This is a genomic window from Geodermatophilaceae bacterium NBWT11 (assembly GCA_014218215.1).
Classification (GTDB): Bacteria; Actinomycetota; Actinomycetes; order Mycobacteriales; family Geodermatophilaceae; genus Klenkia.
Genome location: CP043652.1, coordinates 729,994 through 755,346, shown reverse-complemented (window position 1 = coordinate 755,346; position 25,353 = coordinate 729,994). Strand labels below are relative to the sequence as shown.

Here is a 25,353-nt window from a genome sequence, read left to right as displayed (position 1 = left end):
ACAGCCCATGGGGTATGGGGTAATTGGCAGCCCGACGGTTTCTGGTTCCGTTAGTCTAGGTTCGAGTCCTGGTACCCCAGCGAGGAAGCGTGATCTCCTCAGGTAACATCTGCACACAGTTCTGGCCCCGTCGTCTAGCGGCCCAGGACGCCGCCCTCTCACGGCGGTAGCGAGGGTTCGAATCCCTTCGGGGCTACACCGCACCACCAGACACCCTCCGACCCACCCGGGTCGGAGGGTGTTTCTGTGTCATGGGGGCTGCGTGGCCGGGTGACACCGGGTGTCAGCCTGGTGCGTCCGGGGGAGGAAGACCCCCGGACGCACCCGGCCCACGGGTGCACGACCACGGGAGACCCCATGGACCTCGGCATCAGCGGCCGCACCGCACTCGTCACCGGAGCGGACTCCGGCATCGGCCGCGAGACCGCCCGCATGCTGCTCGCCGAGGGCGTGCGCGTCGTCATCACCGACGTGGACGCCGAGGCCCTCGAGAAGGCCGCTGCCGAGCTGGGCGACGGCGTCACCGCCATCGCCGCCGACCTCACCGACGCCGCCGACGTCGACCGCCTCAAGACCGAGGTCGTCGCCGCCATCGGCGACCCGCAGATCCTGGTCAACGCCGCCGGCATCACCGGCGCGCAGGGGCTCTTCCACGAGATCGACGAGGAGGGCTGGCGCTCCACCCTGGAGATCGACTTCTTCGCCGTCGTCCGCGTCGTCCGGGCGTTCGTCGACGGCATGCGCACCGCCGGCTGGGGGCGCATCGTCCTGCTCGCCAGCGAGGACGCCGTCCAGCCTTACGTCGACGAGCTGCCCTACTGCGCGGCCAAGGCCGCCGTCCTCAGCCTGACCAAGGGCCTGTCCAAGAGCTACGGCTCCGACGGCGTCCTGGTCAACGCCGTGTCCCCGGCCTTCATCGCCAGCCCGATGACCGACGCGATGATGGAGAAGCGGGCCGAGGAGAACGGCACCTCCGTCGACGAGGCCATCGAGTCCTTCCTGGAGGAGGAGCGGCCGGGCATGGAGCTGGGTCGCCGTGGCGAGGTCGAGGAGGTCGCCAGCGTGATCACCTTCCTGTGCTCCGAGCGCGCCAGCTTCGTCAACGGCAGCAACTACCGGGTGGACGCGGGGTCCGTGTCCACCATCTAGGGCGTCCGGGTGGCGGGTGTTAGCGTTCACAATCGTGATCAGCACCACCCGCCACCTCGCCGACGGCCGCGAGATCGTCTACTTCGACGACGCGCCCGTGTCCCGTGACGCCGTCGACCCGCGGGACCTCCCGCCGGTGGCGACGCGCTCCCAGGTCCGCTGGGACCCGCTGCTGGGGGAGTGGGTGGTCATCGCCGCCCACCGACAGACCCGCACGTTCCTGCCGCCGACCGACCAGTGCCCGCTGTGTCCCTCGACCCCGGAGCGGGCGACCGAGGTGCCCGAGGCCCACTACCAGGTCGCGGTGTTCGAGAACCGCTTCCCCTCGCTGTCGACCGAGGTCGACCGGGACGTGCCCACGCACGCCGAGGGGAACCCGCTGGTGGCCCTGCGGCCCGGGGAGGGCCGCTGCGAGGTCATCGTCTTCACCGCCGACCACGACCGCTCCTTCGCCGACCTGGGTGCCCAGCGGGCACGGCTGGTCGTCGACGCCTGGGCGCAGCGCACCGAGGTGCTGTCGGCGCTGCCGGGGGTGGAGCAGGTGTTCCTGTTCGAGAACCACGGCGAGGAGATCGGGGTGACCCTGGGTCACCCGCACGGGCAGGTCTACGCCTACCCGTTCCTCGCCCCCCGGGTGCAGCGGGTCCTGGCCCAGGCCCGGGCGTACGACGGCGACCTGTTCGCCGACGTGCTCGCCGCCGAGCGCACCGGCCCCCGCGTGGTCGCGGCCAACGAGCACTGGACGGCGTTCGTGCCCGGTGCCGCCCGCTGGCCCTACGAGCTCCAGCTCTTCCCGCACCGTCGGGTGCCCGACGTCGCGGCGCTCACCGACGCCGAGCGGGACGCCTTCGTCGAGCTGTACCTGGACGTGCTGGGCCGGTTCGCGCACCGCTTCGAGGCCCCGATGAACTACATCTCCTCCTGGAACCAGGCCCCGGTGCACGAGGGACGCGAGGACTGGTGGCTGCACCTGCAGCTGTTCTCCTTCACCCGCGCCCCGGGGAAGCTGAAGTACCTGGCCGGCTCGGAGTCCGGGATGGGCGCCTTCGTCTCCGACACCTCGCCCGAGGGCGTCGCGGAGGAGCTGCGCCAGGTGGTCCTGCCGTGACCTTCCGCGAGCTGTTCGGCGCCGACCCCGAGGGTGTCTGGCTGGCCCCCGGCCGGGCCAACGTGATCGGCGAGCACACCGACTACAACGGCGGCTACGTGCTGCCCATCGCCCTGCCGCACCGGGTGCTGGCCTCGGTCGGGCGCCGCACCGACGGACTGCTCTCGGTGGCGTCGGTGCAGCAGCCCGGCGTGCACGTCGAGCTGCCGATGACCGAGCTGCGACCGGGCAACCCCGGGGGCTGGGCCGGCTACGTCGCCGGCGTGGCCACCCAGTTCGAGCTGCCCGGCGGGCTGTCGGTGCTCGTCGACGGCGACGTCCCGGCCGGCGCCGGCCTGTCGTCCTCGGCCGCGGTGACCTGCTCGGTGGCCCTGGCGCTGCGCGACCTGCTCCGCCCGGACCTCGCCGTGGACGACCTCGTCGACGTCGCCCGGCGGGCCGAGAACGACTTCGTCGGCGCGCCCACCGGGATCCTCGACCAGTCGGCCTCGCTGCTCTGCCGGGCCGGTCACGCGCTCTTCCTGGACACCCGGGACCGCTCCACCGCCCACGTGCCCCTGGACCTGGCCGCGGCCGGCCTGGCGCTGCTGGTGGTCGACACCGGGCACACCCACAGCCACGCCGACGGTGGCTACGGCGACCGGCGCCGGGAGTGCGAGGCGGCCGCCGCCGACCTCGGGGTCACCGCGCTGCGGGACGCCACCGTGGAGACCGTCGCGACGATCGCCGACGACGTGCTGCGCCGCCGCGCCCGGCACATCGTGACCGAGGACGACCGGGTGCTCGAGGTCGTCCGGCTGCTCACCGACGGCAGCGACCCCCGGGCGATCGGCCCCGTGCTCACCGCCGGGCACGCCTCGCTGCGCGACGACTTCGAGATCTCCACCCCCGAGCTCGACGCCGTCGTCGACACCGCGCTGGCCGCGGGCGCGCACGGCGCGCGCATGGTGGGCGGCGGCTTCGGCGGCAGCGCGATCGTGCTGGTCGACACGGATTCCCTGGACGCCGTCACCGCCGCCGTCCAGCCCGCCGGCGGCACCTACCGCACCTTCGTCGCCGTCCCCGGCCCGGGAGCCCACCGCCTCAGCTGACGAGAAGCGCGGCGGTCTCAACGGGTGGATGCAACAGCCTCTGCAGATGATCACGGTGTCGTGGTCTGAGGGGTGGTCCGGTGAGGTCGTCGGGGCTGTCGGTGGAGCAGCAGGATCAGTTGTGGGCGCGATGGCGGGCCGGTGAGTCACTGCGTGGCATCGGCCGGTCATTGGGGCTGTCGCATGCCACGGTGCACCGGCATGTCACGGCGTGTGGTGGCAGACGGCCGGTAGCGCGGCGGCGGGGGCCGCTGGCGTTGAGCGTGGTCGAGCGGGAGGAGATCAGCCGCGGGATCGCCGCCGAGGCGTCGGTGCGGGCGATCGCGCGTGTGTTGGGGCGGGAGCCCTCCACGATCAGCCGGGAGCTGGCCCGCAACGGCGGGCGGGAGGCCTACCGGGCCGCAGCAGCCGATGCCGCGGCCGATCGTCGGGCGCTGCGACCCAAGCCGGCGAAGCTGGCGATCGACGGGCGGCTTCGCGCGGAGGTGCAGCGTGGGCTGGCCCTGGAGTGGTCACCGCAGCAGATCGCGTCACGCTTGGTCGTGGACTTCCCCGACGATGAGGCGATGCGGGTCTCCCACGAGACGATCTACCTGACCTTGTTCGTGCAGGCCAGGGGCGGGTTGGCCCGTGAGTTGACCCGGTCGTTGCGCACCGGTCGGGCGACCCGGCACCCGCGCGGGGCCAAGTTGCCTTCCGGGCGTGGGCAGCTGCGCGGGATGGTCCCGATCTCCGAACGACCCGCCGAGGCCACCGACCGGGCGGTCCCCGGGCACTGGGAGGGCGACCTCGTCTTGGGCAAGCTGCCCAGTGCAGTGGCCACCCTGGTGGAGCGCACCACCCGGTTCGTGGCGTTGGTGGCGCTACCGGAAGGCAAGAAGGCCGAGCAGGTCCACCCGGCTCTGGCCGCAGCGATCAGGCGGGTGCCAGCCCAGCTGCGCCGGTCCCTGACCTGGGACCAGGGCAAGGAGATGGCCGCCCACGCACAGTTCACCGTGGCCACCGGCGTCGACGTCTATTTCTGCGACCCCAAGAGCCCCTGGCAGCGGGGCAGCAACGAGAACACCAACGGCCTCCTCCGCCAGTACCTGCCCAAGGGCGCCGACCTCACGGCCTTCACCCAGCACGACCTCGACGCCATCGCCGCACGACTCAACGGCCGACCCCGACAGACCCTGGACTGGAAGACTCCCGCCGAAGCATTCAACGAGGCCGTTGCACACACCCGTTGAGACCGCCGCCCTTCTCGTCACCGACGGGGTCCTTCCCTCGTCAGCGGGTGGCGCGGCCGATGGCGACGGCGGCGTCGAGGACGGCGCCGACCACCGCGGGGCTGGGCCGGCGGCCCAGCCGCTCGACCGGGCCCGAGACCGACACCGCGCCCAGCACCCCGCCCGCGCCGTCCCGGACCGGGGCGGACAGCGAGGCGACGCCCGGCTCGCGCTCGGCCACGCTGTGCGCCCAGCCCCGGCGGCGGACGTCGAGGAGGGTGCGGGCGGTGAAGCTGGCCGCCGACAGCAGCGGGGTGACCTCGTCGGCGGGAGCGAAGGCGAGCAGCGCGTGGGCCGCGGAGCCCGCGGTCATCGGCAGCCGGGCGCCGACGGGCACGGTGTCGCGCAGCCCGGAGAGCCGCTCGGCAGCGGCGACGCAGACCCGCACCGAGCCGTCCCGGACGTAGAACTGGGCGCTCTCGCCACTGAGGTCGCGCAGCGCGACCAGGTGCCGGGTGGCCGCGCCGGCGAGCTGCTCGGTGCGGTCGGCGCCGCCCCGGGCGAGCTCGGCCAGCACCGGGCCGGGGGTCCAGGAGCCGTCGGGGGTGCGCCGCACCAGGCGGTGGCCCTCCAGGGCCACGGCGAGCCGGTGCGCGGTGGCCCGGGGCAGTCCGGTCCGGGCCACCAGCTCGGCGAGGGTGGCCGGTTCGGCCGCGACGGCGTGCAGGATCGCGACGGCTTTGTCCAACACGGCAACGGGGTTAGGCTGTCCCACGAGCTGACACTCTCATCCCGCACAGTGGGATGGCAAGTCACCGGACACAGGAGGCGCAGCCGTGGGGCAGACCCTGGCGCAGAAGGTCTACGAACAGCACGTGGTGCGGCGCACCGAGGGCGAACCGGACCTGCTCTACATCGACCTGCACCTCGTCCACGAGGTCACCAGCCCCCAGGCCTTCGACGGCCTGCGCGCGGCCGGGCGCACCGTGCGACGTCCGGACCTCACGATGACCACCGAGGACCACAACGTCCCGACCACGGACCTGCTCGCGCCCATCGCCGACCCGGTCAGCCGGGCCCAGGTGCAGGCGCTGCGCGACAACGCCGCGGAGTTCGGCCTGCGCACCGCCCCGATGGGCGACCGCGACCAGGGCATCGTGCACGTCATCGGCCCGCAGCTGGGGCTCACCCAGCCCGGTATGACGATCGTCTGCGGGGACAGCCACACCTCCACGCACGGCGCCTTCGGCGCGCTGGCCTTCGGCATCGGCACCAGCGAGGTCGAGCACGTGCTGGCCACCCAGACGCTGCCCCAGCGCCCGGCCAAGCAGATGTCGGTCCGGGTCGACGGCAAGCTCCCCCTGGGCGTCAGCGCCAAGGACGTCATCCTGGCAGTCATCGCCGAGATCGGCACCGGTGGCGGGCAGGGCCACGTCATCGAGTACCGGGGCAGCGCGATCGAGGCGCTGTCGATGGAGTCGCGGATGACCATCTGCAACATGTCGATCGAGGCCGGCGCCCGCGCCGGGCTCATCGCCCCCGACCGGACGACGATCGACTACCTGGCCGGCCGCCCGCACGCCCCGCAGGGCGCCGACTGGGACGCCGCCCTGGAGGCCTGGGCGCGGCTGCGCACCGACGACGACGCGGTGTTCGACCGCGAGGTCGTCATCGACGCCGCGTCGCTCACCCCGTTCGTCACCTGGGGCACCAACCCCGGCCAGGGCCTGCCGATCGGCGCCTCGGTGCCCGACCCGGCGCAGATCGCCGACGCCGGTGACCGGGCCGCCGCGGAGTCCGCGCTGGAGTACATGGGCCTGACCGCCGGCACCCCGCTGCGGGACATCAGCGTGGACACCGTGTTCCTGGGCTCGTGCACCAACGGCCGGATCGAGGACCTGCGGGTCGCCGCCGAGCTGCTGCGCGGCAACCACGTCGCCGCCGACACCCGGATGCTGGTCGTCCCCGGCTCGATCGGGGTCAAGCAGCAGGCCGAGGCCGAGGGCCTGGACGCGGTCTTCACCGCCGCCGGGGCCGAGTGGCGCGGTGCGGGCTGCTCGATGTGCCTGGGGATGAACCCCGACCAGCTCTCCCCGGGGGAGCGGTCGGCCTCGACGTCCAACCGCAACTTCCAGGGCCGGCAGGGCAAGGGCGGGCGCACCCACCTGGTCTCGCCCGCCGTCGCGGCCGCCACGGCGATCACCGGGCGGCTGACGGCCCCCGCCGACCTGCAGGGAGCAGCGCTCTGATGGACGCCTTCACCACCCACACCGGCACCGCCGCCCCGCTGCGGCGCACCAACGTCGACACCGACCAGATCATCCCGGCCGAGTACCTCAAGCGGATCACCCGCACCGGCTTCGAGGACGGGCTGTTCGTGGCCTGGCGCACCAACGAGCCGGACTTCGTGCTCAACAAGCCCGAGTACGCCGGCGCCTCGATCCTGGTCGCCGGCCCGGACTTCGGCACCGGCTCCTCCCGCGAGCACGCCAACTGGGCGCTGCTCGACGGCGGCTTCCGGGTCGTGGTCAGCGCCCGCTTCGCCGACATCTTCCGCAACAACTCGACGAAGTCCGGTCTGCTCACCGTGCAGCTGCCCGCGGCCGACGTCGAGGCGCTGCAGGACGCCAGCGAGGCCGACCCCACCCTCGAGGTGACCGTCGACCTGGTCGCCAAGGAGGTCCGCTGGGCCGATCGGACGGTCGGGTTCGACATCGACGACTACACCCGCTGGCGGCTGCTGGAGGGCCTGGACGACGTTGGTCTCACCGAGCGGCACCTCGAGGACGTGACCGCCTTCGAGGCCGCCCGCCCGGCCTGGTTGCCGCGGACCCTGCCGGTCGTCTGACCGTCGGGAACCCGGCGGGGTCGGGCGGCGACTGGACACCCGTGTCCACCTCCCGACCCCGCCGGTCCGTCCTCGTCCTCCTGCTCGCGCTGGCCGCCTGGCTGACCGCCGCCGGCACCGCCCAGGCGCACACCGGCCTGACCGCGTCCACCCCGGCCGAGGGCAGCACGGTCACCGAGCCGCTGGCGGCCGTCACGCTCACGTTCAGCGCCGCCGTCCGGGGGCCCGAGGTGACCGTGGCCGGCCCGGACGGGGCAGCGGTGGCCACCGGGGAGGCCACCGCCGACGGCGCGGTGGTCACCGTGCTGGTGGCGCCGACGGCGACCGGCCCGCACACCGTCACCTGGGCGGTCACCTCCGCCGACGGCCACCGGCTGGAGGGCACGGTCGCCTTCGGCTACGCCGGACCGGTGCCCACCACGGCCGCGCCGGCGACCACGGCGGCGCCCGCCACCGCGACACCGGAGCAGGCCCGGCCGAGCGAGGCCGCGGCCAGCACCGAGGACGACGAGGGCGGGAGCAGCACCGCCGCCCTGGTCGCCGTGGGCGTCGTGGTGCTCGCTGCCGGCGGCGGCACGCTCGCACTGCGCCGCCGCCGCTGACCCCTCAGGCCGGGGCGTCCGGGTCGACCGGGAAGTCCCGGTAGTAGTCGGCCAGCAGCGCCCCCGGGTGACCGCCGAGGACCCACACGCTGCCCTTGGCCGCCGGCGGCCAGAGCGCACCGCCGGTGGTGGCGTGCTGCACCCCCAGCGCCATGAGCACCGACGGGATGGCGCCGCCCTGGCTGGCCACCACGGTCACCCCCGGGGTGCTGCGCGGCTCGAGCAGACGACGGACGACGTCCAGCCCGGCCTGCGGGTCGGCGCCGAAGCCGTCCTCGCCCAGCTCGGGCACCTCGCCGACCGGCAGGCCCAGCGCCCGGGACAGCGGGGCGACGGTCTGCCGGCAGCGCAGCGGGGGAGCGGACAGGATCTCCGTGGGACCGAAGGCGGTGAGGACCTGGGCCAGCCGGCGGGCCTGCGAGCGGCCGCGGGCGTCCAGCGGGCGGTCGTCGTCCGGGCCGTCGAAGTCCGACCGCTCCCCGGCGCTGGCGTGCCGCACCAGCAGCAGGGTCGGCGTCCGGGGCACGTCGGCGCGGGCCAGGTCGGTGAGCACCGCGGCGTCGTGCGGGTGGGTGACCAGCCGGCTGGCCTCGGGCACGGGCAGCCAGCGGAGCTCGTCGACCTCGTCGTTGACCACGAAGTCCCCGGCGACGTGCTGCATCGTCCAGTAGTCGACCCGCTTGGGGCCGGCCCGGTGGGTGTACCGGGTCTGCACGCTGCGCCGGCCGACGGCGACCTGCAGCCCGGTCTCCTCCACGACCTCGCGGACGGCGGCCTGCAGCGGGTGCTCCCCGGCGTCCAGCTTGCCCTTGGGCAGCGACCAGTCGTCGTACTTGGGCCGGTGCACCACCGCGGTCTCCAGCACCCCGCCGGGACCACGCCGCCAGAGCGCACCCCCGGCGGCCGGGGTGAGGCGCTCAGCCAGCGAGCTCACCGGCCATGATCATCGCCTGGTGGTCGCGCTCGCCGGTGCGCTCCCAGCTGCCGTCGGCGCGCAGCTGCCAGCTGCGGGTCTCCGGCGCCATGGCGTTCTGGAACATCCGCTCCAGCTGGGCCTGGGCCTGCTCGTCACCGATCCGCAGCAGCACCTCCACCCGGCGGTCCAGGTTGCGGTGCATGAGGTCGGCGCTGCCCAGCCACCACTCCGGCGTGCCGTCGTTGAGGAAGGTGCACACCCGGGAGTGCTCCAGGAAGCGGCCCACGATCGAGCGCACCCGGATGTTCTCGCTCATCCCGGGCACCCCCGGGCGCAGCGCGCAGATCCCGCGGATCCACAGCTCCACCGGCACCCCGGCGTTGCTGGCCTCGTAGAGGGCGTCGATGAGCTCCTCGTCGACGAGGGAGTTCACCTTGATCCGGATGCCCGAGGCGCGGCCCTCGGCGGCGTGCCGGGCCTCCCGGCGGATCTTCTCCACCAGGCCGGCGCGGATGCCGTGCGGGGCGACCAGCAGCGACCGGTAGGTGGTCTGCCGGGAGTAGCCGGTGAGGGTGTTGAACAGGTCGGTGAGGTCGGCGCCCACCCGCGGGTCGGCGGTGAGGATGCCGAGGTCCTCGTAGATCCGGGCGGTCTTGGGGTTGTAGTTGCCGGTCCCGATGTGGCAGTAGCGGCGCAGCACGCCGTTCTCCCGGCGGACCACCAGCGCGGTCTTGCAGTGCGTCTTGAGACCCACCAGGCCGTAGACGACGTGGCAGCCGGCGCGCTCCAGCGAGCGGGCCCAGCTGATGTTGGCCTCCTCGTCGAAGCGGGCCTTGATCTCCACCAGGACGACGACCTGCTTGCCGGCGGTCGCGGCCTCGATGAGCGCCTGCACGATCGGGGAGTCACCCGAGGTGCGGTACAGCGTCTGCTTGATCGCCAGCACCAGCGGGTCGGCGGCGGCCTGCTCAATGAACCGCTGCACGCTGGTGGCGAAGGAGTCGTAGGGGTGGTGCACCAGCACGTCGCCCTCGCGCAGCGTCGCGAACACGCTCTTGGGCGTCTCGCCCTCGGACAGCCGCGGGTGGGTGGCCGGCACGAACGGCTCGTCCTTGAGCTCGGGCCGGTCCAGGCCGTAGAGGGCCATCAGCGAGGCCAGGTCGAGCAGACCCGGCACGTGCAGCACGTCGCTGGGGGAGACCTCGAGCTCGTGCAGCAGCACGTCGAGGATCTGCGGGTCCATCGTCTCGGTGACCTCGAGCCGGACGGCGGGACCGAACCGGCGGCGGGCCAGCTCGCGCTCCAGGGCCTGCAGCAGGTCCTCGTCGCGGTCCTCCTCGACCTCGACGTCGGCGTTGCGGGTCACCCGGAACAGGTGGTGGTCGATGACGTCCAGGCCCGGGAAGAGCTGGTTGAGGTGCGCGGAGATGAGGTCCTCCAGCGGCAGGAACACCGACTCGTCCTCGGTGGTCGCCACCGGCACGAAGCGCGGCACGTTGTCGGGCACCTTGACCCGGGCGAAGCGCGGCGCGCCGGTCTCGGGGTCGCGCACCGACACGGCCAGGTTCAGCGAGAGCCCGGAGATGTAGGGGAAGGGGTGTGCCGGGTCGACCGCCAGCGGGGTGAGCACCGGGAAGACCTGGTCGCGGAAGTACTCGCGCAGCCGCATCGCCTCGCCGTCGGCCACCTCGCCCCAGTGCACGATCTTGATGCCGTGCTCCTCAAGGCGCGGCCCGACGTCTTCCACGAACACCGCGGCGTGCCGGGCGACGAGGTCCTGGGTGCGTTCGGCGATCCGGTGCAGCTGCTCCCGGATGGTGAGCCCGTCGGGGGAGCGCACGGTGAGGCCGGTGTTCTGCCGGCGCTTGAGACCGGCGATGCGGACCATGAAGAACTCGTCGAGGTTGCTCGCGAAGATCGAGAGGAACTTGACCCGCTCCAGCAGCGGCGCCCCGTCGTCCTCGGCCAGCTCCAGGACCCGGGCGTTGAAGTCGAGCCAGGACAGCTCGCGGTTCAGGAAGCGGTCGGCGTGCAGCACCGTGTCGGTCTGCGGCGGGGTCTGGGTCTCGGACACGCCGTCATCGTGCCGCACGCGGGTGAACGGCAGACGATCACGCGCACGCGCCGGGCCGGGCGTCCGCCCGGCTGCGCGGACCGGTGCCCAGCGCGCGTGCGTCGACCAGGTGCGCCGGGGTGTCGACGTCGCGGCGCAGCCCGGGCCAGTCCCCGGTCAGGTGCACCGCGCCGCCGGCGGCGTGCGCGGCCGCCGACCCCGGACCGAACGCCGGCGACAGGTCGCCGCCGGTGACCGCCAGCAGCGTCGTCCCGGTGCCCTCGGCGTCGGCGACGAAGGCGCGCCGGTGGTGGCCCGCGGCCGCCAGGGCGCCGGTCAGCTCGGTGGTGCGCAGCGCGGGGAGGTCGGCGTGCATCGCGGCCACCCGGGAGCCGCCGGCGGTCCGCGACCCGTGCACCAGGGCCGCGTTCAGGCCGGCCGCGGGGACGTCGGGCGCCACCCGGGCACCGGCTCCGGCGGCCGCCGCGGCGACCCGAGGGTCGTCGGTCACCACCCACAGCGTGCCGACGGCGGGGCTGGCCAGTGCCGCCTCGAGCGTGTCGCCGAGCAGGGCCAGCACCAGGTCCTCGTGGGCGGCCCGGGTCGTGGCCGGACCCAGCCGGGTCTTGGCGAGCCCGAGCGGCTTCACCGGGACCACCACCGACCAGCGCTGCACGCCTCCCACGCTGCCACACGGCCACCGACCGCCGGTCCGGCTCGGGGGACGGGGCAGACTGGGGCGGTGAGTACCCAACTCGCGGCCCCGGGGGGCTCGTGGCCGCGGCGGCGCTGGCGCCCCCGCCCGCCGCTGAACTGGGCGCTGCGGCTGAGCCTGACCGTCGTGGGCCCGGTCGCCTCCGTGCTGTACGGCCTGCGGTTCCGGCACTCCGAGCGCATCCCGGCCACCGGCGGCGTGCTGCTGGTGGCCAACCACGTCTCGGTGCTCGACCCGCTGGCCTGCGCGATGCTGGTCTACGACGCCGGCCGGGTGCCGCGGTTCCTGGCCAAGGACGGGGTCTTCGCCGGCCTGGCCGGCACCATCCTGCGGGCCGCCGGCCAGATCCCGGTCTCCCGGGGCTCGGCCGACGCCCGCTCCTCGGTGGGGGCCGCCCGGCAGGCCCTGGAGGACGGCGAGCTCGTGGTGATCTACCCCGAGGGCTCGGTGACCCGCGACCCCGACTGGTGGCCCATGCAGGCCCGCACCGGGGTGGCCCGCCTGGCGCTGACCACCGACGCCGCCGTGGTCCCGCTGGCCCAGTGGGGGCCGCACCGGGTGCACGACTACCACGCGAAGCAGCTGCGGCTGCGCTTCCGCGCCCCGGCCGAGTACCTGGTGGGCGAGCCCGTCGACCTGTCCGCGCTGCGGGCCCAGGTGCGCGACGGGCGCCCGCTGACCGCCGACCTGCTCCGAGAGGTGACCGACCTGCTGATGGCCCGCGTCCGCGACCAGCTGGGGGAGGTCCGCGGCGAGCAGCCGCCGGCCCTCGTGCACCCCCGCCCCACCCGGCGGACGTCGGGGGACCTCCCCGGCGGCCCCGAGACCGGGGTCGCGTGACCCGCGCCGCGGTGCTGAGCGCAGGCAGCTGGGGGACGACGTTCGCCAAGGTGCTGGCCGACGCCGGCACCGACGTCGCGCTGTACGCCCGCCGCCCCGAGCTGGCCGCCTCGATCACCGCCGACCGGGAGAACGCCGACTACCTGCCCGGGGTGCGACTGCCCGACCGGGTCCGGGCCACCGCCGACCCGGCCGAGGCGCTCGCGGGGGCTGACGTCGTCGTCCTCAGCATCCCGTCGCAGACGCTGCGGGAGAACCTGACCGCCTGGACCCCGCTGCTGCCGCCCGACGCCACGCTGCTGTCGCTGATGAAGGGGATCGAGCTGGGCTCGACCCGGCGGATGAGCGAGGTGGTCTGCGACGTGACCGGCGCCGGCCCCGACCGGGTGGCGGTGCTGTCGGGCCCCAACCTCGCCCGGGAGATCGCCGACCAGCAGCCCGCGGCCACCGTGATCGCCTGCACCGACACCGCCCGCGCCGCCGCCCTGCAGGCCGCCTGCCACACCCGGTACTTCCGCCCGTACACCAACCCCGACGTGGTCGGCTGCGAGCTGGGTGGCGCGGTGAAGAACGTGATCGCGCTGGCGGCCGGCATGGCCGAGGGGCTGGGGTTCGGGGACAACACCCGGGCCTCGCTCATCACCCGCGGGCTCGCCGAGACCTCCCGGCTGGGCCTGGCGCTCGGGGCCGACCCGCTGACCTTCGCCGGGCTCGCCGGGCTGGGCGACCTGGTGGCCACCTGCTCCTCGCCGCTGTCGCGCAACCGCACGTTCGGCGAGCAGATCGGGCGGGGGGCGAGTGTGGCCGAGGTGGTCGCCGGGACCCGGCAGACCGCCGAGGGCGTCAAGTCCTGCCGGTCGGTGCTGGACCTGGCCCGGGCGCACGGCGTCGACGTGCCGATCACCGAGGCCGTGGTGCGGGTCTGCCACGAGGGCGAGACCGCCGCCGACATGGTGCGCGAGATCATGGGACGAGAGGCGAAGAGCGAGTGAGCAGCTGGTCCGACGGCACCCGGGTGGTGCGGGGCGGGGACGGTCCGGTCGTGCCGGGGGCCCCGTTGCGCCCGAGCCCGGTCTTCGCGGCGCCCTACCACCTCGGCGAGGACCCCTACGCCGCCGACTTCTACGCCCGGCCGGGACACCCCACGCTGCGGGTGTTCGAGGAGGCCGTCGGCGACCTCGACGGCGGGGACTGCCTGGCCTTCGCCACCGGCATGGCCGCGATCAGCGCCGCGGTGTTCGCCGTGGTGGGGGCCGGCGACCGGATCGTCATCCCCAGCGACGGCTACTACCAGACCCGGGCGCTGAGCACCGGCGAGCTGGCCCGCTTCGGCGTGCAGGTCGACCAGGTGCCCACCCTGGAGATCGCCGAGGTGGCTGCCCGCGGCGACCTCGAGGGCGCGGCGTTCGTGCTCCTGGAGACCCCGTCCAACCCCGAGCTGGACGTCTGCGACATCGCCGCGGTCGCCGCGGCGACACAGGCGGCCGGCGCGGTGCTGGCGGTGGACAACACCACCGCCACCCCGCTGGGCCAGCGGCCGCTGGAGCTGGGCGCCGACATCACCCTCGGCGCCGACACCAAGGCGCTCACCGGCCACAGCGACCTGCTGATGGGCCACGTGTCCACCGCGCGCACCGAGCGGGGCCGGGAGCTGCAGACCCGGCTCAAGGCCTGGCGCGACCGCACCGGCAACGGCCCCGGGGCCTTCGACGCCTGGCTGGCGCACCGGTCGATGAGCACGCTGGACCTGCGGCTCACCCGCCAGGCCACCACCGCGGCCGCCGTCGCCGAGCTGCTGGCCGCCCACCCGGCGGCCACCGGCGTCCGCTGGCCCGGGCGCCCCGGTGACCCCTCCCACGAGCTCGCCTCCCGGCAGATGCTGCGGATGAACGGCGTGGTGTCCGCGACGCTGGCCGACGAGGCCGCGGTGCACGCCCTGGTGCGGCACAGCGAGCTGTGGCTGGCCGCGACGAGCTTCGGGGGCGTGCACTCCACCGTCGACCGGCGCGCGCAGTGGGGCGGGGACGCCGTCCCCGACGGGTTCGTGCGCTTCTCCTGCGGCATCGAGGACACCGCCGACCTCGTGGCCGACCTGACGGCCGCGCTGGACGCCCTGCGGTGACCGGGGGCCGATAGTGTCCGACCCGATGACCGTCGAGACAGCCAAGACCAGGGTCGCCGTCGTCTTCGGGGGGCGGAGCGCGGAGCACGCGATCTCCTGCGTCTCGGCCGGCAGCGTGATGGCCGCCCTGGACCCCGACCGCTACGAGGTGGTCCCGGTGGGGATCACCCGCGAGGGCGGGTGGGTGCTGCACGACGGCGGCCCGCTGGCGATCGTCGACGGCCGGCTGCCCGAGGTCACCGGGGGGACGCCGGTGACCCTCGTCGGCGACCCGGCCGGCCGCGGGCTGGCCCGGCTCGGTGAGGACGGCCCGCTGATCGGGGTCGACGTCGTCTTCCCGGTGCTGCACGGCGCCTACGGCGAGGACGGCACCGTCCAGGGCCTGCTGGAGATGAGCGGGCTGCCCTACGTGGGCTCCGGCGTGTTCGCCTCCGCGGCCTCGATGGACAAGGAGTTCACCAAGAAGCTGCTGACGTCGGCCGGCATCGACCAGGGCGACCACGTGGTGCTCCGGGACGCCGACGGCGCGCTCACCACCGACCCGGCGGCGCTGGACCCGGCCGCCCGCGAGCGGCTGGGCCTGCCGGTGTTCGTCAAGCCCTCCCGGGCCGGGTCGAGCATCGGCATCACCCGGGTCACCGACTGGGCCCAGTTCGACGCCGCCGTGGCCACCGCCGCCGAGATCGACACCAAGATCGTGGTGGAGGCCTCGGTGCCCGGCCGGGAGGTCGAGTGCGGGGTGCTGGCGCGACCGGGGGGCGGGCTGCCCGAGACCAGCCTGCCGGCGGAGATCAAGCTGCGCGCCGGCGTCGACTGGTACGACTTCGACGCCAAGTACCTCGAGGACTCCGTCGACTTCGACGTGCCCGCCCTGCTGACCCCCGAGCAGACCGCCGCGGTGCAGGAGGTGTCCCGCCGGGCCTACCTGGCGATGGACTGCCGCGGCCTGGCCCGGGTCGACTTCTTCCTCGGCACCGACCCCGACACCGGCGCCGACCGGCTGGTGGTCAACGAGGTCAACACCATGCCCGGGTTCACCCCGATCTCGATGTACCCGCGGATGTGGGGCGCCAGCGGCGTGGACTACCCCGAGCTTGTCGACCGGCTCGTCGCGAGCGCGCTCGCCGGGTGACGCGGCAGCTGCTCGGCGGCACCGCGGTCGCACTGCTGCTGGTCCTGGCCACCGGCTGCGCGGACGCGGTGCCCGGTGCCGCCACCGCGGCCGCCGGCACGTCCCGGGCGGCCGGGCTGCCGGCCACCGCCGACGACCTGGGGGACCTGGTGCTGGCCGACGTGCCCTCCGGGTTGCCCCGGGTGCCCGACGAGGAGCTGGAGCCCCCGGCGGGCCCGAAGACCGTCCAGGACGTCGCCGGGTACGCCGAGGACCCCGAGCGGGAGGCCGAGGTGCTCGCCGACTACGGCTACCGGTGGGGCTGGGAGCGGTTCTGGAAGGACGACCCGGCCCTGACGTCGGTGTTCGTCGACCAGTTCGCCGGGGTGTCCGGTGCCGCTGCCTACGCAGCCGACCTGGCCCGCAACGACACCGAGTACTACGGCGGCAGCCCCGACCGGGACCCCGACGACCTGCCCGCCGGGTGCTCGGTGCTCACCGTGGACGCCCCGGCGACCGACACCGGTCTCGGCGGGCCGGCCGCCTTCGTCTGGTGCGCCCACGGCCCGTTCACCGTCGCGGTGGCCGCGGTCGCCGCCGACCCGGACGCCGCCCTCGCCGAGGCGCACGCCGCCACCCTCGCCCAGCTGGAGCTGCTGCCCCGCGGCTGATCAGGGGAGGGAGACGCCGTCGAGGTAGACCCAGCGCCCGGCGACCCGGGTGAAACGGCTGTCCTCGTGCTGGGCCCCCCGCGCGCTGTCCCGCACGTACGAGGCCCGGAACTCCACCGTGCCCTCGACCGCGAGCATCGCCCCGCCGGTGGTGGCCAGCACGTCCAGGCCGGTCCAGCGGGTGTCGCCGTCCAGCTCGAGGTCGGCCGGGCGGGTGTCGGGGTGCCAGGTGGCCAGCAGGTACGCCGGGTCGCCGACGACGAAGGCGCTGTACCGGGAGCGCATCAGCTGCTCGGCGGTGGCCGCGTGGGCCGTGCCGGCGTGCAGCCGCCCGCAGCACTCGTCGTACGGCAGCCCCGTGCCGCACGGGCACCGGCGGGGGAGGGTCACCCGCCCGGCTGGGGCTCGGTGAAGGGGATCGCACCGGCGATGACCGGGCTCAGCGCGATCGCCACCGAGCCGTCGGTGCTCGCCGGGATGCTGATCTGCACCGGGACCGTGCGGTCCACGGTGGTCCAGACGTTGACGGTCGGGTCGGTGGTGTCGACGAACCAGGTCACCCCGTTGATGCCGAGGGCCTGGGGGCCGCCGACGACGAACCCGGCGGGGACGTCCGCACCGCAGACCAGCACCTGGGCCGGGTCGCCCCAGGCGTAGGCGTACGGGGAGTCCGAGTCCACCCGGCGGGACGTCTCCCCGGCGATCTCCAGCGGCAGCTGGCTCATCAGCGCCGGGCAGGCGGCGTCGGCCTCGGGGGTGATCGGCGGGGTGTCGACCTCGACCGGGCTCTCGTCGCGGGGGGAGACCGGCTGCCCGTCGACCTCGGCCACCGCGCCGCCGTCGTCCCCGGAGGTGTCCTGGGACCCCGGGCCGAACACGTTCACCACGACCAGCAGGGCCACCACCACCGGGACGGCGACGGCGGTGGCGATCAGCGCCGCCCGCCGGGTGGGGTCGGCCGCCGGCGCGGGGGCCTCCTCGGCCTCCGCGGGCGCGTCGTCCGCGCTCAGGTCGGTCCTGCTCAGAGGTTGACGACCGGGCAGGTCAGCGTGCGGGTGATCCCGTCCACCGACTGCACCCGTGCGACCACCAGGCGACCGAGCTCGTCGACCGAGCCGGCCTCGGCGCGGACGATGACGTCGTAGGGGCCGGTGACGTCCTCGGCCTTGGTCACCCCGGAGATCCCGGCGATGGTCGTGGCGACGGCGGCTGCCTTGCCGACTTCGGTCTGGATCAGGATGTACGCGTGGACCACGGGAGAGCCCCCCTCGGGCAGTGCAGCTGGTGCACGGACGTGCGCCCCGCCGGACGGCGGGCTGATCGGCAACGTACCCCAGCGGCGGGGGGTGCCCGGTGACGCGTCCCCGGCCCCTGGTGCCCCCGGTGGACGCCGCGGACAGCGTCGCGGTGGTGGGCGAGTTCGGGGTGATCGACCGGGTGCTGGCGCGGGCCGGCACCGCCGCGCTGGCCGACGTCGGGCCCGGTGACGACGCCGCCGTCGTCCGCACCCCCGACGCCCGGGTGGTGGCCAGCACCGACGTGCTCGTCGAGGGCCGGCACTTCCGCCGCGACTGGTCCTCGGCCGAGGACGTCGGGCACAAGGCGGCGGCGGCGAACCTGGCCGACGTCGCGGCGATGGGCGCGGTGCCCACCGCGCTGCTGGTCGGACTGGCCTGCCCCGCGAGCACGCCCACCGGCTGGCTGGAGGGCGTGGCCACCGGGCTGGCGGCCGAGTGCGCCCCGCACGGCGCCGCGGTGGTCGGCGGGGACACCGTGGCGTGCGCCCCGGACAGCTCCTCGGTGGTGCTCTCGGTGACCGCGCTGGGTGACCTGCAGGGCCGGGCGCCGGTGACCCGCGGCGGCGCACGACCCGGGGACGTCGTCGCGGTCGCCGGCCGGCTGGGCTGGTCGGCGTGCGGGTGGGCGGTGCTGCGCCGCGGCTTCACCGCACCGCTGGCCGCGGTGACCGCCCACCGGCGCCCCACCCCGCCCTACGCCGCCGGGCCGGCGGCGGCCGACGCCGGCGCGACGGCGATGTGCGACGTCAGCGACGGCCTGCTCGCCGACGCCGGGCACCTCGCCGACGCCAGCGGCGTGCTGCTCGACCTGGACCGCGGGTCGCTGGCCGCCCTGGTCGACCCGGCCGGCCCGCTGCCCCAGGTGGCGGCCGCCCTGGGCGGGGACCCGATGGCCTGGGTGCTGACCGGCGGGGAGGACCACGCCCTGCTGGCCACCTTCCCGGCCGCGGCCGACCTGCCCGAGCCCTTCGTCGCGATCGGGGTGGTCGAGGCCGGACCCGCCGGGGTGCGGGTCGACGGCGTCCCCGCCGCCGACGTGGTCGCCGGCCTGGGGCTGTCTGGGGGTGGTCATGCGCACTTCCGCTGAGGCAGTGCGGCTGCGGGCCACCGGCTACGACGACCCGGTCGCGGCGCGGCTGGTCGAGGCGGTCCAGCAGGAGTACGTCGTCCGCTACGGCGGCCGCGACGCGATGACCGTCGACCCGGGGGAGGTGCTGCCCCCGCGCGGGCTGTTCCTGGTCGCCGAGCTCGGCGGCCGTCCCGCCGGCTGCGGGGGCTGGCGGGTGCACGCCGCCGGCGTGGTCGAGCTCAAGCGGATGTACGTCGAGCCCTGGGCCCGCCGTCGGGGCGTGGCGGCGGCGGTGCTCGCCGAGCTGGAGCGCACCGCGGCCGCCGCCGGGCACACCCGGGTGGTGCTCAACTCCGGGGACCGGCAACCCGAGGCACTGGCGCTCTACGCCCGGGCCGGGTACACACCGGTCGCCGGGTACGGCGTGTACGACGGTGCCCCCGAGGCGGTCTTCCTGGGTCGGGACCTCCCGACGGACGAGAACGAGGTGTCCTGATGGGCGTCGTCACGGTGTCGGCCACGTTCGGCGCGGGCGGGGCGGACATCGCCCCCGCGGTCGCCGAGCGGCTGGGCCTGGTGTTCCACGACCGGGTCATCCCCGCCCAGGTCGCCGGTCGGCTGGGGGTGACCGTGGAGGAGGCCGAGGCCAACGACGAGAGCGTCGTCCGCGGCCTGTGGCGCCTCGTCGCCTCGCTGGGGTCGATGCCCGACCCGGTCGGGGGCGTGCTCCCCGGCTCCACGCTGCCCGACGAGCGGGCCTACCGGCTGCAGACCGAGCGGGTGGTCACCGAGCTCGCCGACGGGCCGGGGGGCGTGGTCCTCGGTCGGGCCGGCGCGATGGTGCTGGCCGGACGACCGGACGCCCTGCACGTGCGGCTGGACGGGCCGCCCGAGGCCCGGCTGGCGGCCGCGGTGGCCCACCTGGGCCTGCCCGAGGACGAGGTGCGCCGGGAGATGGAGGGTGCCGACCGCACCCGCGCCGCCTACGTGCGGCACTACCACCGCACCGACCCCGCCGAGGCCCGGCACTACCACCTGGTGGTGGACAGCACGGCGATCGACCACGCCACCGTCGTCGACCTGGTCGTGGCCGCCGCGCGGGCCCGGGGGATCAGCGGCGGGTGAGCAACGGCAGGACGACGTGGTCCACCACGTCGACGGCCAGCGCGTCGTCCAGCGGCTGGCCGGTGATCAGCCAGCGCTGCATGAGCACGGCCGGTCCGGCCTCGCCGGCCACCGTGCCCAGGGTCTCCCGGTCCAGGTCGCCGCGGGCGGCCGCGGCGGCGAAGACGGCGGCGAACGCCTCGGCCCAGACGCCGAGCGCCCCCTCGCGGAAGGCCACCGCCAGGTCCGGCTCGTGCGGCAGCACCCCGATCAGCGCCCGGGACGCCGTGCCCAGCGGTCCCTGCAGGGCGGTGACCATCGACCGGAACAGCACCAGCAGGTCCTCGCGCAGCGAGCCGGTGTCGGGGGGCGTCAGCTCGCCGCGGTTGAGCTCGGTGACCGCCTCGGCGACCATCTGCACCCGCGAGGACCAGCGGCGGTAGATGCTCGCCTTGCCCACACCGGCCCGGGCGGCCACGCCGTCCATCGAGACGCCGTCCCAGCCGCGCTCGGTCAGCAGCGCCAGGACGGCGGACTTGACCGCCTCGTCGACGGCGGGGTCACGGCGGCGTCCGCGTCGGACGGCGGTCTCGGTCTCACGGCGGAACTGCACCGTCGAACCCTAGGGGTGCCGGGCCGGGACGGCAGGGCGGGCCCAGACGCACCGGACCCCGGCCGCCGTGAGGCGACCGGGGTCCGGTGGGAGAACGAGGGGGGTGAGGTCAGCGAACGACCTTGCCCGCCCGGATGCAGCTCGTGCAGGCGTTGATGCGGCGGCGGGTGCCGGCACCGACGACGGCCTTCACGGCCTGGATGTTCGGGTTCCAACGGCGCGGCGTCCGGCGGTGCGAGTGAGACACCGACATGCCGAAACCGGGCCCCTTGCCACACACGTCGCACACGGCAGCCACGGTCGATCACTCCTAGAGAAAAGGCGTACGAAGAGGCGGGGACCCGTGACTGGAGACTCCGGACAGGGTGCATCCCGCAGATTGCTCGGACCACTGTAACCCGTCCACGGACCGGCTGTCCGCCGCCCCCGTGGTGGCAGTGCCCACGGGCGGCCCACCGGTAGCCTCCCGGACGTGCTCACGGCGCTGGACGAGGCCGCGGTCGGCCGCTGGAGCCGCGCCGCTGTCGACGCGCTGCGCACGGCGCGGGGGAGCATCGACGACCTCAACGTCTTCCCGGTCCCCGACGGCGACACCGGCACCAACCTGCTGCTCACCGCGGAGTCCGCGGCCGACGCGGTCGCGGTGGCCGACGGCAGCGAGTCCTCCTGGTCGGTCTTCGCCCGTGGGGCCGTGCTGGGTGCCCGGGGCAACTCCGGGGCGATCCTGGCCCAGCTGCTGCGCGGGCTGGCCGACACCCTGGCCGGCGCGGGCCCGGTCGACGGCGCGCTGTTCGCCACCGCGCTGCGCGGGGCGGCCGGGTCGGCCTACGAGGCGGTCGCCGAGCCCGAGGAGGGCACCTTCCTCACCGTGGCCCGGGCCGGGGCGGAGGCCGCCGCCGCGGCGGTGCAGGCCGGGCGCACGGCCCTGGCCGAGGTGGTCCGGGCGACCGCGGACGGCGCCCGCAAGGCCCTGCAGGGCACCACCGCCCAGCTGGCCGCCCTCCGCGAGGCCGGGGTGGTCGACGCCGGCGGCGCCGGCTGGTGCGTGGTGCTCGACGCGCTGGTCGCCACCGTCACCGGGGTGGAGCCCGACCGGGCACCCCTGGTCGCCGGGGAGGGCGCCCGCCGCGCCCAGGCCGGCACCCGGGAGGCCCCGCACCACCCGCACGCCGGCCCCGGCAGCGAGGTGCAGTTCCTGCTGGCCGACTCCAGCGAGCGCGCCGTCGACCGGTTGCGCACCGAGCTCGGCTGGCTGGGCGACTGTCTCGTCGTGGTCGGGGTGGACACCCCCGAGGGCCGGCAGTGGAACGTCCACGTCCACGTCTCCGACGTGGGCGCCGCCGTCGAGGCCGGCATCCGGGCCGGCCGGCCGCACCGCATCGCGGTGACCCCGCTGGCCCGGTGTCGGTCGCCGCCCCGCTCCCCGGCGCCCGGGCCACCGTCGCCGTCGTCCCGGCCGGGTGGGTGGCCGACGGACTGGCCGCGCTGTTCACCGCCGAAGGCGTGGTCGTCGTCCCGGCCGGGTCGGGTCCGCTGGACGAGGAGGCCCTGCTGGACGCCGTGCTCGGCACCGGCGCCGCCGACGTCGTGGTGCTGCCCAACGACCGGGCGGTGGCGCCGGTCGCCGGACGGGCCGCGGCCCGGGCCCGGGAGGAGGGCCGCGACGTCGCCGTCGTCCCGACCCGGTCGCCGCTGCAGGGGCTGGCCGCGGTCGCCGTCGCCGACCCGCAGCGGCGGTTCGCCGACGACGTCATCGGCATGGCCGAGGCGGCCGCGGCGACCCGCTGGGCCGAGGTGACCGTCGCCGAGACCGAGGCCCTCACCCTGGCCGGTCGCTGCCACCCCGGCGACGCGCTGGGCATGGTCGAGGGCGAGGTGGTCGTGATCGGCCCCGCGCTGGTGACGGTGGCGTGCGACCTGCTCGACCGGCTGCTGGCCGGCGGCGGGGAGCTGGTGTCCCTGGTCGGCGGACGGCTGGGCGACGCGGCCGCCGCCCACCTGGCCGCCCACCACCCCACCGTCGAGGTGGTCCGGCACCCCGGTGCCCCGGGCTCGCGCCCGCTGCTGATCGGGGTGGAGTGACGTGCTGAGCCTGGGGACCCCGCTGGACCGCGTGGTCGGCGCCCGCACCGCCAAGGCGATGGCCGAGCAGCTGGGCCTGCGCACCGTGCGCGACCTGCTGCGGCACTACCCGGCCCGGTACGCCCGGCGCGGGGAGATGACGAAGCTGACCGACCTGCAGGTGGGGGACCGGGTCACCGTGCTGGGCCAGGTGCGCACCTCGAGCACCCGGGCGATGAAGCAGAAGCGCGGCACCATCACCGAGATCACCGTCGGCGACGGTGCGGGCTCGATGCGGCTGGTGTTCTTCAACCACAAGCACGCCCACCTCGCCGTCGGCGCCTGGGGGCTGTTCGCCGGCACGGTGTCGATGTGGAACGGGCAGCTGCAGTTCAGCCACCCCGACTGCCAGGTGCTCGACGAGGCCACCGACGCCGACCGGTGGGCCACGGCGATGCTGCCGATCTACCCGGCCAGCAAGAACGTCTCCAGCTGGGTTGTGCAGAAGGCGCTGCGGCTGGTCTTCGAGACCCGGGAGCAGCTCACCGAGCTGCTGACCGACGACCCGCTGCCGGCCGAGCTGCGGGCCCGGTACGGGCTGATCGACCAGGACCGGGCGATCTGGGACAAGCACCACCCCGAGACCGACGAGGACGTCGTCCGCGCCGACGAGCGGCTCAAGTGGGACGAGGCGCTGGTCCTGCAGGTGACCCTGGCCGCCCGCCGCCGGGCCGCGGCCCTGGAACCGGGCATCGCCCGGCCCCGGCGTGGCGGGGCGCTGGCCGACGCGGTGGACGCCGCGCTGCCCTTCGAGCTCACCGACGGCCAGCGCGAGGTCGGTGAGGCGCTGGCGGCCGAGATCGGCCGGGAGCAGCCGATGCACCGCCTGCTCCAGGGCGAGGTCGGCTCGGGCAAGACCGTGGTCGCGCTGCGGGCCATGGCCCAGGTCGTCGACGCCGGGGGACAGGCCGCGCTGCTGGCCCCCACCGAGGTGCTCGCCGCCCAGCACGCCCGGGGGATCGCCGCCCTGCTCGGGCCGCTGGGCCGGGCCGGGGAGCTCGACGGTGACCCGGCCGGCACCCGGGTCACCCTGCTCACCGGGTCGCTCAAGGCCGCCGCCCGGCGCACCGCCCGCGCCGCGGTCGCCGACGGCAGCGCCGGGATCGTCGTGGGCACGCACGCGCTGCTGTCGGAGGGCGTGGACTTCGCCGACCTCGGCCTGGTGGTGGTCGACGAGCAGCACCGCTTCGGCGTCGAGCAGCGTGACGCCCTGCGCGCCAAGGGCCAGCGTGCCCCGCACGTGCTGGTGATGACCGCGACCCCGATCCCGCGCACCGTGGCGATGACCGTCTACGGCGACCTGGAGACCCTCACGCTGCGCCAGCTCCCGGCCGGTCGGGGCGGGGTGTCCTCCTCCGTCGTCCCGGTGCGGGAGAAGCCGGCCTGGCTGGACCGGGCGTGGGAGCGGGTGCGCGAGGAGGTCGCCGCCGGCCGGCAGGCCTACGTGGTGTGCCCGCGGATCGGCGAGGAGCCCGACGCCGCCGCCGACCTCGAGGGCCCCGACGGCGAGGACGGCGCCCCACCGGAGGACGGCGACGAGAAGCGGCCGCCGCTGGCGGTGCTCGACGTGGCCCGCGAGCTGCGCGCCGGCCCGCTCGCGGGACTGCGGGTCGAGGTGCTGCACGGCCGGATGTCGGCCGAGGACAAGGAGGCCCGGATGCGGGCCTTCGCCGCCCGCGAGGTGGACGTGCTGGTGGCCACCACCGTGGTCGAGGTCGGCGTCGACGTGCCCAACGCCACCGTGATGGTCGTGATGGACGCCGACCGGTTCGGGGTGAGCCAGCTGCACCAGCTCCGTGGCCGGGTCGCCCGCGGGGAGCACCCGGGGTTGTGCCTGCTGGTCAGCGAGGCGCCGACGTCGTCGTCGACCGGCACCCGGCTGGCCCAGGTCGCCGCGACCACCGACGGGTTCGAGCTCGCCCGGCTGGACCTGCAGACCCGGCGGGAGGGCGACGTGCTCGGCGCGGCCCAGTCCGGCTCCCGGACCACGGTGCGGCTGCTGTCCCTGCTCGAGGACGAGGAGCTCATCGCCACCGCCCGGGTCGAGGCCGCGGCGATCCTGGAGGCCGACCTCGGCGTCGCCGCGCACCCCGAGCTCGCCGCCGCGGTCGCCGAGCTCAACGCCGACCGCGCCGACTGGCTGGAGCGGGCGTGACCCGGGTGATCGCCGGGCTGGCCCGCGGGCGCCGGCTGCAGGTGCCGGCCAGCGGGGTGCGCCCCACCGGCGACCGGGCCCGGGAGGCGATGTTCAACTCCCTGGCCACGCTCACCGAGCTCGAGGGGGCCCGGGTGCTCGACCTCTACGCCGGCTCCGGGGCGATCGGGCTGGAGGCGCTGTCCCGCGGGGCGGCCGAGGCGGTGTTCGTGGAGTCCGGGCCGAAAGTGGTGCCGGTGCTGCGGGCCAACGTGGCCGCGCTCGGCCTGGCGGGGGCCCGGGTGGTGGTCGGCTCGGTGCCCGCCGTGGTGGGCCGGCCGGCCGATGCGCCCTTCGACGTCGTCGTCGCCGACCCGCCGTACGCGGTGGAGACCCCGGTGGTGCAGGGCGTGCTGCTGGCGCTGCACGACCAGGGGTGGCTGGCCCCCGAGGCCGTCGTCGTGGTGGAGCGCTCCTCCCGGGACCGCGACTGGGAGTGGCCGACACCCCTGCTGGGACTGCGCGAACGCCGCTACGGGGAGGCCGTGCTCCGGTACGGTCGCGCTCCGTGAGCAGC

General features: G+C 75.3%; 26 protein-coding genes, 2 tRNA genes and 1 pseudogene. 20 read left to right on the top strand and 9 right to left on the bottom strand.

The genetic code is table 11. The features are described 5' to 3' along the window. Positions 1–8 precede the first annotated feature (8 nt). The 6 genes from F1C76_03600 to F1C76_03575 all read left to right on the top strand — a co-directional run bounded on the left by F1C76_03600 (position 9) and on the right by F1C76_03575 (position 4,580). Positions 9–80 (top strand) — tRNA-Gln (locus F1C76_03600). A gap of 43 nt (positions 81–123) precedes the next feature. After that, positions 124–196: transfer RNA gene (locus F1C76_03595), tRNA-Glu, on the top strand. A 161-nt stretch (positions 197–357) separates the two neighbouring features. Further along, positions 358–1,149: an SDR family oxidoreductase gene (locus F1C76_03590; protein ID QNG35796.1), complete on the top strand. Its 792-nt coding sequence runs from the start codon at positions 358–360 to the stop codon at positions 1,147–1,149. A gap of 34 nt (positions 1,150–1,183) precedes the next feature. Next, a complete protein-coding gene (gene galT / locus F1C76_03585) occupies positions 1,184–2,257 on the top strand; it encodes a galactose-1-phosphate uridylyltransferase (GenBank protein QNG35795.1) in 1,074 nt (357 codons plus the stop codon). Continuing rightward, on the top strand, positions 2,254–3,348 hold the full coding sequence (gene galK / locus F1C76_03580; protein ID QNG35794.1) for a galactokinase: 1,095 nt from the start codon (positions 2,254–2,256) through the stop codon (positions 3,346–3,348). The genes galT and galK overlap by 4 nt, the downstream gene beginning before the upstream one ends. An 80-nt stretch (positions 3,349–3,428) precedes the next feature. Continuing rightward, positions 3,429–4,580, top strand: coding sequence for an IS30 family transposase (locus F1C76_03575; protein ID QNG35793.1), 1,152 nt, complete (start codon positions 3,429–3,431; stop codon positions 4,578–4,580). Between the two features lie 40 nt (positions 4,581–4,620). On the opposite strand, the gene F1C76_03570 is transcribed toward F1C76_03575, so the two are convergent. Then, positions 4,621–5,334, bottom strand: coding sequence for an IclR family transcriptional regulator (locus F1C76_03570; GenBank protein ID QNG35792.1), 714 nt, complete (start codon positions 5,332–5,334; stop codon positions 4,621–4,623). A 61-nt stretch (positions 5,335–5,395) separates the two neighbouring features. Between F1C76_03570 and leuC the strand changes: the two genes are divergently transcribed. Genes leuC through F1C76_03555 form a run of 3 tightly spaced genes read left to right on the top strand, consistent with a single transcriptional unit; the run spans position 5,396 to position 8,009 of the window. Then, a complete protein-coding gene (gene leuC / locus F1C76_03565; GenBank protein QNG35791.1) occupies positions 5,396–6,808 on the top strand; it encodes a 3-isopropylmalate dehydratase large subunit in 1,413 nt (470 codons plus the stop codon). After that, positions 6,808–7,407: a 3-isopropylmalate dehydratase small subunit gene (gene leuD / locus F1C76_03560; GenBank protein ID QNG35790.1), complete on the top strand. Its 600-nt coding sequence runs from the start codon at positions 6,808–6,810 to the stop codon at positions 7,405–7,407. The genes leuC and leuD overlap by 1 nt, the downstream gene beginning before the upstream one ends. Positions 7,408–7,448: 41 nt before the next feature. Next, a complete protein-coding gene (locus F1C76_03555; protein QNG35789.1) occupies positions 7,449–8,009 on the top strand; it encodes a copper resistance protein CopC in 561 nt (186 codons plus the stop codon). Between the two features lie 4 nt (positions 8,010–8,013). Here F1C76_03555 and F1C76_03550 read toward each other — a convergent pair whose 3' ends face one another. The 3 genes from F1C76_03550 to cofC are packed head-to-tail and all read right to left on the bottom strand — an operon-like array spanning position 8,014 to position 11,654. Then, a complete protein-coding gene (locus tag F1C76_03550) occupies positions 8,014–8,943 on the bottom strand; it encodes an NUDIX hydrolase (GenBank protein QNG35788.1) in 930 nt (309 codons plus the stop codon). Next, entirely contained in the window at positions 8,927–11,017 is a 2,091-nt protein-coding gene (locus tag F1C76_03545; protein QNG35787.1) for an RNA degradosome polyphosphate kinase, read from the bottom strand. Before F1C76_03545 ends, F1C76_03550 begins: the two co-directional genes overlap by 17 nt. Before the next feature lie 19 nt (positions 11,018–11,036). Continuing rightward, entirely contained in the window at positions 11,037–11,654 is a 618-nt protein-coding gene (gene cofC / locus F1C76_03540; protein ID QNG35786.1) for a 2-phospho-L-lactate guanylyltransferase, read from the bottom strand. A gap of 132 nt (positions 11,655–11,786) precedes the next feature. Here cofC and F1C76_03535 point away from each other — a divergent pair, with 132 nt between their 5' ends. The 5 genes from F1C76_03535 to F1C76_03515 are packed head-to-tail and all read left to right on the top strand — an operon-like array spanning position 11,787 to position 16,437. Continuing rightward, complete coding sequence (locus tag F1C76_03535) at positions 11,787–12,533, top strand: 1-acyl-sn-glycerol-3-phosphate acyltransferase (GenBank protein ID QNG38987.1); 747 nt, start codon at positions 11,787–11,789, stop codon at positions 12,531–12,533. Then, entirely contained in the window at positions 12,530–13,525 is a 996-nt protein-coding gene (locus F1C76_03530; protein QNG35785.1) for an NAD(P)-dependent glycerol-3-phosphate dehydrogenase, read from the top strand. Before F1C76_03535 ends, F1C76_03530 begins: the two co-directional genes overlap by 4 nt. Beyond that, on the top strand, positions 13,522–14,655 hold the full coding sequence (locus F1C76_03525) for a cystathionine gamma-lyase (protein QNG35784.1): 1,134 nt from the start codon (positions 13,522–13,524) through the stop codon (positions 14,653–14,655). The genes F1C76_03530 and F1C76_03525 overlap by 4 nt, the downstream gene beginning before the upstream one ends. Positions 14,656–14,680: 25 nt before the next feature. After that, positions 14,681–15,787 carry a D-alanine--D-alanine ligase gene (locus F1C76_03520; protein QNG35783.1) on the top strand — a complete coding sequence of 369 codons (1,107 nt, stop codon included), beginning with the start codon at positions 14,681–14,683 and terminating at the stop codon, positions 15,785–15,787. Continuing rightward, positions 15,784–16,437 (top strand): hypothetical protein, encoded by a 654-nt coding sequence (locus tag F1C76_03515; GenBank protein ID QNG35782.1) that lies wholly within the window; start codon positions 15,784–15,786, stop codon positions 16,435–16,437. The genes F1C76_03520 and F1C76_03515 overlap by 4 nt, the downstream gene beginning before the upstream one ends. Here the strand turns inward: F1C76_03515 and F1C76_03510 are convergent, their stop codons facing one another. The 3 genes from F1C76_03510 to F1C76_03500 form a co-directional block, all read right to left on the bottom strand. After that, positions 16,438–16,827, bottom strand: a complete 390-nt coding sequence (locus F1C76_03510; GenBank protein ID QNG35781.1) for a hypothetical protein — start codon at positions 16,825–16,827, stop codon at positions 16,438–16,440. It lies immediately after the preceding gene. Continuing rightward, entirely contained in the window at positions 16,824–17,372 is a 549-nt protein-coding gene (locus tag F1C76_03505) for a DUF3515 domain-containing protein (protein QNG38986.1), read from the bottom strand. The genes F1C76_03510 and F1C76_03505 overlap by 4 nt, the downstream gene beginning before the upstream one ends. Positions 17,373–17,458: 86 nt before the next feature. Continuing rightward, a complete protein-coding gene (locus tag F1C76_03500) occupies positions 17,459–17,692 on the bottom strand; it encodes an Lrp/AsnC family transcriptional regulator (GenBank protein ID QNG35780.1) in 234 nt (77 codons plus the stop codon). A 98-nt stretch (positions 17,693–17,790) separates the two neighbouring features. Between F1C76_03500 and F1C76_03495 the strand changes: the two genes are divergently transcribed. The 3 genes from F1C76_03495 to F1C76_03485 are packed head-to-tail and all read left to right on the top strand — an operon-like array spanning position 17,791 to position 19,929. Continuing rightward, positions 17,791–18,822 (top strand): thiamine-phosphate kinase, encoded by a 1,032-nt coding sequence (locus F1C76_03495; GenBank protein QNG35779.1) that lies wholly within the window; start codon positions 17,791–17,793, stop codon positions 18,820–18,822. Next, positions 18,806–19,300, top strand: coding sequence for a GNAT family N-acetyltransferase (locus F1C76_03490; protein ID QNG35778.1), 495 nt, complete (start codon positions 18,806–18,808; stop codon positions 19,298–19,300). Before F1C76_03495 ends, F1C76_03490 begins: the two co-directional genes overlap by 17 nt. Next, complete coding sequence (locus F1C76_03485; GenBank protein ID QNG35777.1) at positions 19,300–19,929, top strand: cytidylate kinase-like family protein; 630 nt, start codon at positions 19,300–19,302, stop codon at positions 19,927–19,929. The genes F1C76_03490 and F1C76_03485 overlap by 1 nt, the downstream gene beginning before the upstream one ends. Here the strand turns inward: F1C76_03485 and F1C76_03480 are convergent. Both F1C76_03480 and rpmB read right to left on the bottom strand, forming a co-directional pair. After that, positions 19,916–20,521: a TetR/AcrR family transcriptional regulator gene (locus F1C76_03480; protein ID QNG35776.1), complete on the bottom strand. Its 606-nt coding sequence runs from the start codon at positions 20,519–20,521 to the stop codon at positions 19,916–19,918. The genes F1C76_03485 and F1C76_03480 overlap by 14 nt on opposite strands. A 109-nt stretch (positions 20,522–20,630) precedes the next feature. Beyond that, positions 20,631–20,819 carry a 50S ribosomal protein L28 gene (gene rpmB, locus F1C76_03475; protein QNG35775.1) on the bottom strand — a complete coding sequence of 63 codons (189 nt, stop codon included), beginning with the start codon at positions 20,817–20,819 and terminating at the stop codon, positions 20,631–20,633. Positions 20,820–20,993: 174 nt separating this feature from the next. Here rpmB and F1C76_03470 point away from each other — a divergent pair. The 3 genes and pseudogenes from F1C76_03470 to rsmD all read left to right on the top strand — a co-directional run bounded on the left by F1C76_03470 (position 20,994) and on the right by rsmD (position 25,348). Then, positions 20,994–22,603: pseudogene (locus F1C76_03470) on the top strand (DAK2 domain-containing protein). A gap of 1 nt (position 22,604) precedes the next feature. Beyond that, positions 22,605–24,797 carry an ATP-dependent DNA helicase RecG gene (recG, locus tag F1C76_03465; GenBank protein QNG35774.1) on the top strand — a complete coding sequence of 731 codons (2,193 nt, stop codon included), beginning with the start codon at positions 22,605–22,607 and terminating at the stop codon, positions 24,795–24,797. Beyond that, positions 24,794–25,348 carry a 16S rRNA (guanine(966)-N(2))-methyltransferase RsmD gene (gene rsmD, locus F1C76_03460; GenBank protein ID QNG35773.1) on the top strand — a complete coding sequence of 185 codons (555 nt, stop codon included), beginning with the start codon at positions 24,794–24,796 and terminating at the stop codon, positions 25,346–25,348. The genes recG and rsmD overlap by 4 nt, the downstream gene beginning before the upstream one ends. Positions 25,349–25,353: the final 5 nt, after the last annotated feature.

What these genes read in the sequence shown, in the direction of transcription:
- F1C76_03485 (QNG35777.1), top strand. Translation starts at nt 19,300, where the DNA reads ATGGGCGTCGTCACGGTGTCGGCCACGTTCGGCGCGGGCGGGGCGGAC.
- F1C76_03490 (QNG35778.1), top strand. Translation starts at nt 18,806, where the DNA reads ATGCGCACTTCCGCTGAGGCAGTGCGGCTGCGGGCCACCGGCTACGAC.
- F1C76_03520 (QNG35783.1), top strand. Translation starts at nt 14,681, where the DNA reads ATGACCGTCGAGACAGCCAAGACCAGGGTCGCCGTCGTCTTCGGGGGG.
- leuD (QNG35790.1), top strand. Translation starts at nt 6,808, where the DNA reads ATGGACGCCTTCACCACCCACACCGGCACCGCCGCCCCGCTGCGGCGC.
- F1C76_03590 (QNG35796.1), top strand. Translation starts at nt 358, where the DNA reads ATGGACCTCGGCATCAGCGGCCGCACCGCACTCGTCACCGGAGCGGAC.